This is a genomic window from Halopiger aswanensis, from assembly GCF_003610195.1.
In the GTDB taxonomy this organism is placed as follows: domain Archaea; phylum Halobacteriota; class Halobacteria; order Halobacteriales; family Natrialbaceae; genus Halopiger; species Halopiger aswanensis.
This window is the reverse complement of record NZ_RAPO01000002.1, coordinates 255,132-267,835: the sequence shown is the minus strand read 5'-3', so window position 1 is coordinate 267,835 and position 12,704 is coordinate 255,132. Positions and strand designations below refer to the sequence as shown.

17 protein-coding genes are annotated in these 12,704 nt (G+C 64.6%); 6 read left to right on the top strand and 11 right to left on the bottom strand.

Annotation, left to right across the window (positions count from 1 at the left end; translation table 11 throughout):
* Window positions 1–85: 85 nt before the first annotated feature.
* The gene (locus ATJ93_RS24535) at window positions 86–196 is read right to left on the bottom strand and encodes a phosphohydrolase (RefSeq protein ID WP_394338796.1); all 111 of its coding nucleotides are present in this window, start codon (window positions 194–196) and stop codon (window positions 86–88) included.
* A gap of 227 nt (window positions 197–423) precedes the next feature.
* On the opposite strand from ATJ93_RS24535, the gene ATJ93_RS23605 reads away from it, so the two are divergent.
* A complete protein-coding gene (locus ATJ93_RS23605) occupies window positions 424–564 on the top strand; it encodes a hypothetical protein (protein ID WP_170155545.1) in 141 nt (46 codons plus the stop codon).
* A 162-nt stretch (window positions 565–726) separates the two neighbouring features.
* Here the strand turns inward: ATJ93_RS23605 and ATJ93_RS08470 are convergent, their stop codons facing one another.
* Both ATJ93_RS08470 and rnhA read right to left on the bottom strand, forming a co-directional pair.
* Window positions 727–1,134, bottom strand: coding sequence for a hypothetical protein (locus ATJ93_RS08470; protein ID WP_120244236.1), 408 nt, complete (start codon window positions 1,132–1,134; stop codon window positions 727–729).
* Between the two features lie 126 nt (window positions 1,135–1,260).
* Window positions 1,261–1,854: a ribonuclease HI gene (gene rnhA, locus ATJ93_RS08465; RefSeq protein ID WP_120244235.1), complete on the bottom strand. Its 594-nt coding sequence runs from the start codon at window positions 1,852–1,854 to the stop codon at window positions 1,261–1,263.
* Between the two features lie 162 nt (window positions 1,855–2,016).
* Here rnhA and ATJ93_RS08460 point away from each other — a divergent pair, with 162 nt between their 5' ends.
* A complete protein-coding gene (locus ATJ93_RS08460) occupies window positions 2,017–2,979 on the top strand; it encodes a transcription initiation factor IIB (protein ID WP_006108914.1) in 963 nt (320 codons plus the stop codon).
* Window positions 2,980–3,366: 387 nt separating this feature from the next.
* Here ATJ93_RS08460 and gfcR read toward each other — a convergent pair whose 3' ends face one another.
* A complete protein-coding gene (gene gfcR / locus ATJ93_RS08455) occupies window positions 3,367–4,017 on the bottom strand; it encodes a transcriptional regulator GfcR (RefSeq protein WP_120244234.1) in 651 nt (216 codons plus the stop codon).
* Window positions 4,018–4,204: 187 nt separating this feature from the next.
* Here gfcR and ATJ93_RS08450 point away from each other — a divergent pair, with 187 nt between their 5' ends.
* The 3 genes from ATJ93_RS08450 (at window position 4,205) to ATJ93_RS08440 (ending at window position 7,216) form a co-directional block, all read left to right on the top strand.
* Window positions 4,205–5,488 (top strand): HAD family hydrolase, encoded by a 1,284-nt coding sequence (locus ATJ93_RS08450; RefSeq protein ID WP_120244233.1) that lies wholly within the window; start codon window positions 4,205–4,207, stop codon window positions 5,486–5,488.
* 281 nt (window positions 5,489–5,769) lie between these two features.
* Window positions 5,770–6,447 carry a helix-turn-helix domain-containing protein gene (locus tag ATJ93_RS08445; RefSeq protein ID WP_120244232.1) on the top strand — a complete coding sequence of 226 codons (678 nt, stop codon included), beginning with the start codon at window positions 5,770–5,772 and terminating at the stop codon, window positions 6,445–6,447.
* A 220-nt stretch (window positions 6,448–6,667) separates the two neighbouring features.
* Window positions 6,668–7,216, top strand: coding sequence for an HAD family hydrolase (locus tag ATJ93_RS08440; protein ID WP_245977565.1), 549 nt, complete (start codon window positions 6,668–6,670; stop codon window positions 7,214–7,216).
* 32 nt (window positions 7,217–7,248) lie between these two features.
* Here the strand turns inward: ATJ93_RS08440 and ATJ93_RS08435 are convergent, their stop codons facing one another.
* The 3 genes from ATJ93_RS08435 to ATJ93_RS08425 all read right to left on the bottom strand — a co-directional run bounded on the left by ATJ93_RS08435 (window position 7,249) and on the right by ATJ93_RS08425 (window position 8,851).
* The gene (locus tag ATJ93_RS08435; RefSeq protein WP_120245221.1) at window positions 7,249–7,482 is read right to left on the bottom strand and encodes a DUF5822 domain-containing protein; all 234 of its coding nucleotides are present in this window, start codon (window positions 7,480–7,482) and stop codon (window positions 7,249–7,251) included.
* A 76-nt stretch (window positions 7,483–7,558) separates the two neighbouring features.
* Window positions 7,559–8,431: an ABC transporter permease subunit gene (locus ATJ93_RS08430; protein ID WP_120244230.1), complete on the bottom strand. Its 873-nt coding sequence runs from the start codon at window positions 8,429–8,431 to the stop codon at window positions 7,559–7,561.
* Window positions 8,432–8,443: 12 nt separating this feature from the next.
* Complete coding sequence (locus tag ATJ93_RS08425) at window positions 8,444–8,851, bottom strand: hypothetical protein (protein WP_147376638.1); 408 nt, start codon at window positions 8,849–8,851, stop codon at window positions 8,444–8,446.
* Window positions 8,852–9,051: 200 nt separating this feature from the next.
* On the opposite strand from ATJ93_RS08425, the gene panB reads away from it, so the two are divergent.
* Entirely contained in the window at window positions 9,052–9,864 is an 813-nt protein-coding gene (panB, locus tag ATJ93_RS08420; protein WP_120244228.1) for a 3-methyl-2-oxobutanoate hydroxymethyltransferase, read from the top strand.
* A 303-nt stretch (window positions 9,865–10,167) separates the two neighbouring features.
* Here panB and ATJ93_RS08415 read toward each other — a convergent pair whose 3' ends face one another.
* The 4 genes from ATJ93_RS08415 to ATJ93_RS08400 all read right to left on the bottom strand — a co-directional run bounded on the left by ATJ93_RS08415 (window position 10,168) and on the right by ATJ93_RS08400 (window position 12,619).
* Window positions 10,168–10,515, bottom strand: coding sequence for a DUF7344 domain-containing protein (locus ATJ93_RS08415; RefSeq protein WP_120244227.1), 348 nt, complete (start codon window positions 10,513–10,515; stop codon window positions 10,168–10,170).
* A gap of 101 nt (window positions 10,516–10,616) precedes the next feature.
* Window positions 10,617–11,270: a helix-turn-helix domain-containing protein gene (locus tag ATJ93_RS08410; protein ID WP_120244226.1), complete on the bottom strand. Its 654-nt coding sequence runs from the start codon at window positions 11,268–11,270 to the stop codon at window positions 10,617–10,619.
* 276 nt (window positions 11,271–11,546) lie between these two features.
* Window positions 11,547–11,768 carry a hypothetical protein gene (locus ATJ93_RS08405; protein ID WP_120244225.1) on the bottom strand — a complete coding sequence of 74 codons (222 nt, stop codon included), beginning with the start codon at window positions 11,766–11,768 and terminating at the stop codon, window positions 11,547–11,549.
* Window positions 11,769–11,839: 71 nt separating this feature from the next.
* Entirely contained in the window at window positions 11,840–12,619 is a 780-nt protein-coding gene (locus ATJ93_RS08400; RefSeq protein ID WP_120244224.1) for an alpha/beta fold hydrolase, read from the bottom strand.
* Between the last annotated feature and the right edge of the window lie 85 nt (window positions 12,620–12,704).

Genomic DNA, 12,704 nt, shown 5'->3' with positions numbered 1-12,704 from the left:
AACGGTCTGGCCCGCCATTGGCTACTGACACGACGCTACCGAAAGTGAACGCAAGACGAGATCAGCGGGCAGAACAAGCGATCGATTACTCGCGGCGCGACTGGTACAGCAGCTCCCACACGGCGTCTTCGATAGCATCGTCGCACTGCTCTTCGAGTTTCGAGTACAGGTTGTCGGAGATCGTGACTTCGGGCATCACCAGTGTCTGTAACGGCCACCCATGTAAAGGTACTAGAATACGGAACTGAGTTAATTCTCTCGAACCCCCTCGAGTCCGAGACCGATCGGCGGACCGAATTCGACTGCGATCGACCGCCAGAATCGGCCCGCAACAGCGGTCTGGCAGGCGATTCGCACGAATTCACAGCCACCGCTGTAACCGCCAACTCAACGCTTAAGCACGTTCGCGTGGTCTCACAGTGCATGGCGTACCAGCTCCGCTGTGACAGCTGCGAGTTCGACCGCGAGTGTTCGGACTGGGCCGAAGCCAACCGGTACGCGAGCGAGCACGAAGCCGAATACGGCGACCACTGGGTGACCATTCGGGACCTACAGAAGGCGTAGGCGGCGCGACGTTTGGCAGCCCCGCCGCGAAGCTATTTTTGGACGGATGGAATGACCCGATCGACAGTAGCAGGGCCGAGCTGCGGAACGTGTCGAATTACAGTGACGAGCGTGGCCTCGAGGCGACCACTCTGTCCGGTCGGATCACGAGCCGCCGGCTCACTACTCGAGCGGGTCGACCGACAGAAACGCAGCCAGGATGGCGGTGTGGGCGGTTCGGAGGTCCGTCTCCTGAATCGTCGTCGCCGCTTCGAAGCGTTCGCGGAGGGCCGCGACCCGGGTCGGTTTCGCGGCGAGATGCGTGAGGACGAACCCGTTCGGGTCGACGGCCGTCGCAGCCTCGAAGTCGGCCGCGTCGTACAGTGTCGCAAACTCCGCCACCAGATCCGAGACGAGTTCGTCGGTCGCCTCGGCGCCCGGATCGCCCGTCGGAACCGATGACGCAGTCTCGTCGAAGTAGTCACTGAGATCGACGACGCCGGCTTCCTCGTAGACGTAGTCGTCGAGGGCCTCGTAGACCGGCCGCGAGAGGTACACGCCGAACAGCTTGAACCGATCCTCGGCAGTCATATGGCCGATTTCGGACGCGAGGTACAAAAATCCGGACGAGTGCCGGCGCGTCGACCGCGAGCGCCGGCGGGAATCCCAGCGATACTCGAGTCCCGCATTAGAAGGTTCGTGCCACGAGACACGACCTTACCCCTGATCGAGCGCCTCGTTCGCGAGTCCGTCCGCGCGGTCGTTGACCTCGCGGGGGACGTGCTCTAAGGTCCACTCGTCGAACGCCGAGAGCAGTTCGTGGACGGTCACCCGCTTCTCGCGGAGTTCGGGGTTGTTGGTGTCGTACTCGCCCCGGACCTGCTTGACGATGAGTTCGGAGTCGCCCCGAATGTGCACCTCGTCGAACCCGTAGTCGCGGGCCGCCTCGAGGGCCGCGATCAGGGCCTCGTACTCGGCCTGATTGTTCGTGGCGCGGCCGATTCGTTCGCCCGCCTCGGCGACGATGCCGTCGCCGGTGACGATCACCCAGCCGATCGCCGCGGGGCCGGGGTTGCCGCGGCTCCCGCCGTCGAAGTAGACGTGCGCGCGACCGCCCGCCTCGCGAAGAATCGCCTCGATCTCCTGTGGATTGCCACCCTGGACGACGACCTTGTCGTCGTAGGCGACCGCCGTCGCCGACCCGCGGCTCGCCCGCCAGCGCTCGTGATCCGTGTTGCCCGGTTCGACCGTCACCCCGGCCGCCTCGAGTCGGTCTCGAGCGGCGTCGACGTCGCATTCGATGACCGGCATTCGTCCCAGTGATCCGCCGGTTCCGGATAAAGTCTTTCCGGTTCCAGATGGTAAATATCCCTCCCGAGAGCCCCTACCGTTCGATTTCGGCGATTTTCCCCTTACCGGCTGAAACGGTTCCCAAGAGTTTATATACAATGGTGCTACTACTATAAAAGTGCGATGACACGGTCCACCCGCCAGCGGGAGCGAACGCGTGAGACGGACGAGACCGAGGATCAGGAGGGGGTACGCGCCTGTCCCGAGTGTGAATCGGATAATCTCGTCAAGGACTCCGACCGGGGTGAGCTCATCTGTGAAGACTGTGGGCTCGTCGTGGAGGAAGAAAAGATCGACCCGGGCCCTGAGTGGCGGGCGTTCAACCACCAGGAGCGACAGGAGAAGTCCCGCGTCGGTGCCCCGACCACACAGACGATGCACGACAAGGGGCTGACGACGACGATCGACTGGAAGGACAAAGACGCCTACGGCCGCTCGATTTCCTCGAAGAAGCGCAGCCAGATGCACCGGCTGCGCAAGTGGCAGGAACGCATCCGAACGAAAGACGCCGGCGAGCGCAACCTGCAGTTCGCGTTAAGCGAGATCGACCGGATGGCCTCGGCGCTCGGCGTCCCGCGTTCGGTCCGCGAGGTCGCGTCGGTCATCTATCGTCGCGCGCTCAAGGAAGACCTCATTCGGGGTCGATCGATCGAGGGCGTCGCGACCTCCGCGCTCTACGCCGCCTGTCGGAAGGAAGGCATCCCGCGCAGCTTAGAGGAAATTTCGGAAGTCTCACGCGTCGAACGCAAAGAGATCGGTCGCACGTATCGATACATCTCGCAGGAACTCGGCCTCGAGATGCGACCCGTCGACCCGAAGAAATACGTCCCGCGCTTCTGTTCCGAACTCGAACTGTCCGAGGAAGTCCAGACCAAGGCCAACGAGATCATCGAGAAGACGGCCGAGGAAGGGCTGCTCTCGGGCAAGTCGCCGACCGGATACGCCGCCGCCGCGATCTACGCCGCGTCGCTGCTCTGTAACGAGAAGAAGACCCAGCGTGAAGTCGCCGACGTCGCGCAGGTGACCGAAGTGACGATCCGGAACCGGTACCAGGAACAGATCGAAGCGATGGGCATCCACGGCTAACGCCGTCCGCTCACCGACGCACTCACCGTCGATTCTTTTTATCGCGTCCCCGGACCGGGAGCAACCGGTCTCGCGCAACCGGTTACAGGACGGAGGGCCCTACTACTTCGGAAACTTCGGGACCGCGTCGCCGGTAGGGCCCTCCCCGCTCTATTCGTCCTCCGGACCGCCGTCGGTACAGCCCGCCAGCCCTACGACACCGAAGGTGGCGCCGAGCGAGAGCGGTGGTGTCGCGTCCGCTGCCGTGACCGCGGGGTATCGTCTCGGCGTGTGAACTGGTACGGGCGAAAAGGGCGGTCCCTGCCATCGCCTCGCTCGAGAACGGACGGCGACGAAACGGGACGAACGGCTAAGCGGGTTCCAGACTGGCCCCGCCAGCACTGGGCGTTATTCGTCCTGGCCGACGCTGATGACCTGCAACAGCGAGTAGACCGGGACGCCGTCGAGTTCTTCGATCCCCTGCTTGTCCGCGAGGACGACGCAGGCCAGCGGCTCGCCGCCTTCGGCGCGGATCGCTTCGATCGTCTCTCGCATCGTCGTGCCGCTGGTGATGGTGTCGTCGACGATGTAGCACTCGCGGTCGCGGATCCCGGCGAAGTTTCGGGAGAAGGTCCCGCCCAGATCCTCGATGTCGCCTTCCTCCCACTGGTGTTTCGCCGGGGTGTAGGTGCCGAGGTCGGTCCCGAGTTCGCGCGCGATCAGCGTCGCGATGGGGCCGCCGGCCTTCTCGATGCCGATCGTCAGGTCGACGTCCTCGCCGTGCTTGGCCAGCAGGTCGGCCATCGCGGCGGAGATGTGTTCCATCCGTTTGCTGTCCCGGCCGACTGCAGACCAGTCGACGTGGATGTCCTGCGGGCCGCCCGCGGCCGCCGGTTCGGCGGATTCTCGGCTGGTCGGCTTGGTCGTCGTCCCGCTGCGCTCGACGAGCCAACTGGCCGTCTCGCGCGAGACGTTCAGTTCGTCGGCGATCTCGCCCTTCGAGAGACCGCGGTCGGCGAGCTCCGCCGCGCTCTCGATGAGGTCGTCAACGTTTTTCATATGCAGCCGATTCGGCCGCCGTTTTTATAGTCGTATCGTCGTCGCTCGAGCAGCGAGCGGTGGCGCGCGGCGGCCGGTGCGGTCGCGGTGCCGCGGGGGCGGTGCGGGCGCGGCGCCGCCCAACGGGACCCGCCGTCGACCGCCCTCAGAGGCAACGATTATCTCCCTGCCGGTGACTGTAGCTAGCATGGAACGGTACGATCTCGTCTACCGACTCTACGACGAGTACGATACGGCGACCTTGCGCGAGTATCAGGAGTTCGTCGACGTCTTCCCGGCGGTCGACTCGAGGGTCGCCCTCGAGCACTGGCAGGAGGCGACCGAGGAACTCGAGGCCCGCAAAAACGAGATCCGGGCGGACTTCGCGGCCGGCGAGACGTTCGCTGAGGTCGCCTCGTGGGCGGACCGCGATCAGGCCTTCACCGCCTTGGACCTCGAGGCCAAGTACGGCCGCGCGGTGAACGTGCTCGTGTTAGACGTCGACGAGACGCTGCGCTCGGCCGGCGGGACGGACAACGAGATTCCCCGCGAGACGCTGCACGTGCTGACGGAGTTCCACGAAGCGGGCGTCCCGATCGTCATCTGTACGGGCCAGACCCTGGAGAACGTCAAGGGATTCGCGATCCAGGGGCTGGGCAGCGAAATCGTCCACTCGGGGAACCTCTCGATCGTCTACGAGGCCGGGACGGGCGTGTTCACGCCGGGCCACGGCGCCGACACCAAGCAGTTGCTCTACGAGGACCTAGACGAGGAGATCCGGGCGGTCTTCGACGACGTGCGCTCGCGGGTGCTCCCCGAAGCGCCCGAGGAACTCCGCCGGGGCTGTCACCTGCAGGGCAACGAGTTCAACATCACGATGAAGCCCAACTACGAGACCGGCTCCGCGGACGCCCGCGCGGTCATCGACGAGGCGCTGGTCTACCTCGTCGATCTGCTCGCCGACGCGGTCGGCTCGGCGCTCGAGTTGAACGGCAACGGCGACGGCGAGACCGAGATCAGCGACGAGACCGTCGTCGACTGGACCCGCGCGTTCTACGCCGACCAGGACCCCGAGATCAGAGCCGTCCTCGAGAGCGAGGGCGTCTATCCCGACCGGGAGGCCGACGAGGTACCGGCCCGGCTCGCGGACACCCTAGAGCGGATCGACGTCGCCTACTACGAGGCCGACGCGGCAGAAATCGGCAGTCTCGAGTTGAACAAGGTCGTCGGCGTCGAGCGCGCGTTCGACGTGCTCGGGATCGACGACCCCTTCGCGCTGGTGATGGGCGACTCCAAGAGCGACCTGCGGGTCATGGAGTGGGTCGAGGAAAACGACGCCGGCATCGCGGCCGCTCCGGAACACGCCTCGCGGGATACGTTAGAACACGTCCTCGAGACGGACGAACTCGTCTTCGATCGCGGGAAGAGCGTCGACGTGCTCCGGACCGTCTACGCGCTGAACCGGCTGGCTCGCCTCGGCGATAGTCGATAGTCTGAAACGGCCGTTTCCGACGGGTGCGGAGCCGTGACCGTCGGGAAACGTGACGTGCTCTCTTAAAGCGCTGGAAAACCAAGGCCTGTTCATCAACGGTATCGGCGCCGTTTGTTTTCCCGTCACGATTCCTGCGGGGACACCACGACGCGTGGCTCGAGTACCCCCAGGCATCCGTCCACCGATACTATGACTATGATCCGATTCGAGTCCCACAGCGAGCACGATAGCAGCGTCGGATACCAACCGGACTCGAGCCCATTGTGCGAGGTGAGTCGCCGATGACGACGATCGCCGAGCTCTCGGTCTCGACCGACGAGTTCGCCCTCGCGGAGACGTTCCAGCAGCTCCCGTCGATGGAGGTCCGCGTCGAGAGCGTCGTCGCCGAGGGGCCGGGCCGAACGACGCCGCTGGTCTGGTTCTCCAACGTCGGCTCGGACGAACTCGACGAGACGCTGCGTGCGGACTCGACCGTCGTCGAACACCAGCAGCTCCTCGAGGATACCGACGACGGAGAGTTGTTCTACCGGCTCGAGTACAGCGAGGACGTCAGCTCGATCTGTCGCGCGATCTACGCCCACGACGGCACGGTACTGGGTGCGCAGGTCACGGACAACCACTGGACGCTTCGCGTGCTCTTCCCCCACCGCGAGGGGCTCTCGGACGCCGTCTCGGATATCGAGGACCAGGGCGTCCGCGTCGACGTCAAGCGGATGGTCGAAGCCGGCGCCGACGATGACCTCGAGACGACCGCGGCGCTGACCGAGCCCCAGAAGGAGGCCATCGCCGAGGCCTACCGCCAGGGGTACTACGACGTCCCCCGCGAGATCTCGCTCGAGGAACTGGCGAACGAACTCGACATCTCCCACCAGGCGCTCTCCGAGCGGCTGCGCCGGGCCAACCGCGTGCTCGCGAGCGAGCAGCTGGACGAGGCGGCGAGCGAGATGGTGACCGAATAGGCGACCACTCGTCGTAGGCGGGAGCCGGCCGCCCGCGCTGCACGGTCGACCGACGGTTCGAATCGGACTCGAGGGGAACTGACGGACTCGTTTTCCGTTTCCGGTCTCATCCTGAATTCGCACCTACCTGCATCCGCATCCGCCTACCCGCGCTCCGTTCCCGACGGGTGTCACTCCCAGCCGAACCGAAGTCACTATTCGACCGCCGCTCGTATCACCGATCGTGACTGAGACCGAGTACGAGGCCGTCGTCTACGATCTAGACGGGACGCTCGTCGACCTCGAGGTCGACTGGACCGACGCCGCGCGTGCGGTCCGCGAGGTGTACGACACCGCCGGCGTCGAACCGCCGAGCACGGAGCTGTGGGACATGCTCGAGGGGGCCGACGACGCCGGCCTGCGGGCGGAGGTCGAGTCGACGCTCGCCGACCGCGAGCGCGACGGGGCTCGTGCCGCCCCGCGGCTGGCCCACGCCGACGAACTCCTCGAGCAAACGGTCCCGGTCGGCGTCTGCTCGCTCAACTGCGAGGCGGCGTGTCGAATCGCGCTCGAGAAACACGGACTGGCCGACGCGGTCGACGTCGTCGTCGGTCGGGACACCGTCGCGACGCAGAAGCCGGATCCGGCGCCGCTGCTCGAGGCGGTTCGGGAACTGGGCGTCGAGCCCGAAAACGCGGTGTTCGTCGGCGACTCGCGGCGGGACGAACTGACGGCCGAGCGCGCGGGCACAGCCTTCGAGTACGTCGGGTCGGGGCCGTCGGGCGTCTAACCGCGGTCTTCCGTTCCGAGCGACTGCGACGCTTACTCCTGATACCGCTTCGCGTACGCGAACACGGCGAGCGCAGTGACCGTCCAGATGAGCGCCCCGACGCGGATCGCGAACTCGGCGCGGGCGTTCCAGGTCGGTAGGTCGGCCTGTAGGGAGAGGACGGCGACGATCGGCGCGCCGACGAGGATCGTGGCGACGAACGTGACCTGCATCACCCACCCGTAATCGACGCCCTCTGGATTGGTCGTTTCGACGGGTTCCGGCACGGCAGACACTCCATACCGCGCCCTCTTAAGCCTCGCGGGTTACGCGTTCGGTCGGGAGCGGCGGCCGGCAGTCCCTTCAGAGATCGGCGCGCCGAAATCGATAGTAGCCGATCAGCAGCGGCACCGTTCCCCACCACAGCAGGACGACGCCCGCGAACCACGGCTCGAGGGCGACCGTCGACGTCGTACCCGGCGCACCGGCGATCGTTCCGAGCAACTCGTTCGCCTCGAACGGCGCCGTCGCGAGGGTCCGGTACGCGTTTTGCGGATTCAACTGCGCGATGTACGGGTACCACGCCGGTAGCGGCGGTTCCGGGAAGGAGCCGGTCTCGAGGAACACCAATCCGAACGCGAGGACGCCCCAGACAAACTGAAAGAGAACGAAGACGCCGAACCCGCCCCACGCGGCGTACGTCGTCGAGGCGGTCGTCGCGGACAGTCCGATCGCAATGTTGACGAAAACGACACCGAGCAGGATCGTCGTCGCGGTGAACGCGATGAACGGCGCAGGTGTGATCCCGTCGGTGATCGCGGCCGCTACGCCGCCGCCGACCGCGGACCCGGCGAGAATCGCGGTAGCGACGACCGCGTTCCGCCCGAAGAGTTTGCCGACGAAAACGCTCCGACGGTCGTGGCCGAGCCCGAGCAACAGATAGATGCTCCCGTCCTCGCGCTCGCCGGCGATAGCGCGGTAGCCGACCAGCAGGCCGATGATCGGCACGAACAGGCTCGCCGGGGAGAGTAGCCCGAAGACGACGCCGAACTCGCCGCCGAAATCCGCGTCGGCGGGCGCCGGAAGCAGCGACAACAGCGCGACGCCGCCCGCTGCGAAGAGAGCGAACAGCGCCGTCAGCGCGAGGAGCGCCCGAGATCGCACGGCGTCTCGGAACTCCTTTTTCGCGATGACGATCGCGCCCCGCGGTCGGTCGTCGTCGGTCGTCTCGAGCATATTGCGAGTCACCTACGGCGTCCCGACATGGACGTGACGGCGGTAGAGGTAGTACGCTGAGACGGCGGCACTGACGCCCGGAACAAAGAGGCCGCCGGCCGCGGCGATCGCGTACCGGTGGCGGTCGGGGTCCCAGCCTTCGAGCACACCCGCCGTTTCGAGGGCGCCGATGTCTCGGTACAACGCGATCGGCAGGAGGAACGTCAGCACGGTGGTCGGAACGGTGATACCCGCGGCCGCGAGCACGAGCGTAGATTCCGAGCGGACGAACGGAACGCCGACGATCTCGAGGGCGGCAGCGACGATCGTTAGGAAGACGACACCTGCGAGGGCGTGAAACGGCGGCACCAGTGCGGCGACGTACCACCAGCGGGACCGGCGGACGGGTGGGGGCGCGGTCTCGGATTTAGCATATGTCATTGTGTACACATCTAACGAAGAGGGCAAAATAGCTGGCTCCGAATTTCGCGGGCAGAAATCCCGGATGACGATCGTAACCGGGGCGGGGCCTCGAGGCACCGCCTGCGGTCGCCCCGGTCGACCCGTGATAGCCTCGGGCGACGCGAGTCGTTCGCGACGCAGAACGATGCTGTTTACTCGCCGGACCCGAACTGCAGCGTATGCCCACGGTACGGGATCTCACGGCGAAGACGGGCGAAGAACCGATCACGATGCTGACGGCCTACGACGCGCCGACGGCAGAAATCGTCGATGACGCGGACGTCGACGTCATCCTCGTCGGCGACAGTGTCGGCAACGCGTCGCTGGGGTACGACACGACGCTGCCGGTCACCGTCGACGACATGGCCCGCCACGTCGGCGCAGTCTCGAGGGCGACCGAAGACGCGCTGGTCGTCGCCGACATGCCCTTCCTCTCCGTCGGCGTCGACGAGAGCGACAGCATCGAAAACGCCGGCCGGATGCTCAAGGAGGAGGGCGCCCACGCCGTCAAACTCGAGAGCGGCCCGCATACCGTCGACCTGACCGAGAAGATGGTCCAACTCGGCATCCCCGTGATGGCTCACCTCGGGCTCACGCCCCAGCACGTCAACCAGTACGGCGGCTACCCCCGCCAGGGAACCAACGAGGAAGCGGCCGAACGAATCATCGAACTCGCCGAGGCCCACGAGGACGCCGGCGCGTTCTCGCTGGTCTTAGAGCACGTCCCGTCGAACCTCGCGGCCGCCGTGACCGAGGCGATCGACGTCCCGACGATCGGGATCGGCGCCGGCCCGGACTGCGACGGGCAGGTGCTCGTCGTCGACGACGCGGTCGGCCTGAGCGAGTGGTCGCCCTCCTTTGCGAAGCAGTTCGGTTCGGTTCGCGAAGAGATGAAATCGGCCGTCGAGGACTACGTCTCGGCGGTCGAGTCCGGCGCGTTCCCGGCCGAAGAACACAGCCACGAGGAGGCCGATCTCGAGGATATCTACTAGCCGTCTCAGTTTCGGACCGCCGGATTCCAGGGACAGCGTTCAGCCAGTAGCACGATTTTCTCGGCCAAAACCGATCGCAAATCCGCGGTCAGTACAGGGACACAAGGTAACTGTAACGCAATGGGAAGCAGTAGATATCGTATCTGACAAGATCCGTGTTCCGAATACAGACGCTGGGTTCAGCACGGTGATTCCGTTTGGTTCGCGTCGACGTTGATGAATCAGTTGCTCGGTAGATGGACGGATCGATCGTGGAATGTTCAGTTAATATAAATAACGGTGGATCGAATCCCAGACACGGCGCTAGTTAAAGAGGAGTTCGCGGTTCCTGCCTTCGCTCAGCCGTTCGAGTAACTTCTCGATTGTATCGAAATTAGGCCCTTTGCTCACCTGGTCGTGCTCTCGCTCCCACTCGATGAACCCCGCCTCTTCGAGTTTTGGGAGGTGAAGATGGTACAGTTCAATTTGTACCGATTTCACGTCTCTACCGCGCTCTACGCTATCGGTGACGGAAGCGATTACGGCTTCCTGCGGGTCCTCTTCACAGAGGGACTGTAAAAGCTGAAAACGGTGAACATGAGAGAGCGCCTCTAAGGCCGTGTCAACCGTGTCACTTCCGTTCTTGCTCGATTCGGACGGTACGTTACTCACGTTTCACAATACGCCATGGTCTTGTATGGAGTTTCGACCCGCCGTGTCAGGCTTTTAAGTCGTTTTATGAGGGGGAAACGATCAACGTCGACGAGAAGTGACTACGCGTCGGCGGCAGTCGTCGTGAGATGAGACGTGATGAGGTTTTCCGTTCCTCTATGGAGAAGTTCTGAGACGGTCTGGTGAGAGATATCGAGTTCGTCTGCGAGTTCTCTCGTGGAGATCTCACGAGGAACCTTGTAGTAGCCCAGCTCAGCGGCGGTAACGAGGGCATTTCGTTGAGCGGATGTCACCTCACCCTCCGTCTGCCGCGGGGCACCCGGTTGGTAGAGGTTCAGCAGTTCGAAGGCGTACCCTCGTTCGTGCAACATCGTCCGGAATTCGTCGAACTGATCACGGCCGACGAATCGTATCTCTAACTCCCACCCGTCGTCGGTCGCGTCCGCCTGGAGGAGTGATCCCTCTTTATCAATGTATGCGGAGATCCGTTCGTACGTCTCCTCGTTCCAGTCGATATGATAGTACTTCTCCTCGCCGAATTCGTCGCCGCCAACGATTTCGTCTACCGAGGGGTCGTTTTCGAGAGCAGTATCGACGGCGTCGAAGTCATCGGCAGCGATCCAGAGACACGGCATCGTCCATTGGGTGCTGTGTGCGGCGATGCGTTCGGCTTCGACCGTCATCTCCGGGACCGCATCAAACGCCTGTTCGAGTGCGACTGCCTCGAGTTCGAGTCGGAAGGTCGCAATTAGCATGCTACTGCTAGATGGTCTGGAGACATAACGAAGATGGGGACAAAACCGTACTGTTCGTCATTTCAATAGAAAACGGACGACTATCGCTCGCGACGGTTCCCTACTGAACGATCGTGATTCCGCGATACTCGATCGACGGAGGGTGGTGCATTCGCACTGTCTGTTCAGCACGGCACCGTCAATATCACCGAAAGCTGATGGACGGGCCAGCGGTAGATTCGCAGCTATCCTCACCGACAGAAGGACTCGGTTCTAACCCCCGAATACGAGATTGCACTACTGTGGCGCCTCGTCGTCGTGTTCCGGATGCTGGGCCGTGAACAGCGGCCAGAACGGAATCAGGAGGAGGCCGCCGATCGGGACGAACGCGACCACCGTTAGCTCCGTCGGTAGGCCGAGCAGCCACAGCCCGCCCGTAAGCGCACACGTCAGCGCGACGTAGGCGTAGAAGGCGACCTGCACGCCGCCGAAGCCGTGGACGCCGTCAGCGGGGAACATACGCGACGGTTCCGGTCGCTTCTATAAATCCTTTGTCGTGATCCGCCGCTCGCGGCTTCGATCCACCGCGCTCACGTCCTCTCCTCGACGAACTCGAGCACGGCGTCGTTGAACGCCGCGGGCCGCTCGAGCATCGCCAGGTGGGCGGCGTCCTCGATCCCGACGAGGTAGCTGTCCCCGATCTCGTCCGCGAGGAACTCGTGGAACCACGGCGGGGTCAACTGGTCGTACTCGCCGTAGACCGCCAGCGTCGGCACGTCGATCTCGTCCAATCGATCGCGCACGTCGAACGTGTGGCAGGTCTGGAAGTCCCGGTTCGTCACCGCCTGCCCGCACTCGTGGAACCGCTCCATCGATCGCTCCCGGAGTTCCGGCTCCGGATCGTGGAAGAATCGGTCGTCGCCGTGGAGGAACTCGACCGCTCGCTCGAAGTCGTGCTCGAGCCACTGCAGGAGGTCCTCGAGGACGCCGAGTCGCGCGCCGGCGCCCGTCAGGACGACCGCGTCCGGGTCGAACTCGCCCGCGCGCTCGAGCAGGATGTGCAGAACGACGGCGCCGCCGAGCGAGTTACCGACGAGGACGGTTGCGTCGGTCGCCTCGGCGACGGCGATCACGTCGTCGGCGTAGGCCGAGAGCGTCGCGTAGCCCGGCGAGGCGTCGATGTCGTCCGAATCTCCGTGGCCGCTGAGATCGAGCGCGACGACGGGCGTGCGATCCGCGAGGCGGTGCTGGCTCTTCCAGACGTGGCGGGACCCCCCGCTGCCGTGGATGCAGCAGATCGTCGGGCCGTCGCCACCGCGGTCCGAGACCTCGTAGGCGGTGGTGCGGCCGTGATGAGAGACCGTCTCCATAGCTAGTCGAACGACAGGTGCGCGTATAAAGACTCGACTCGGTTCACACGGAGTGGCGCTCGGGTGCGAACCGAACGCGGCGGGC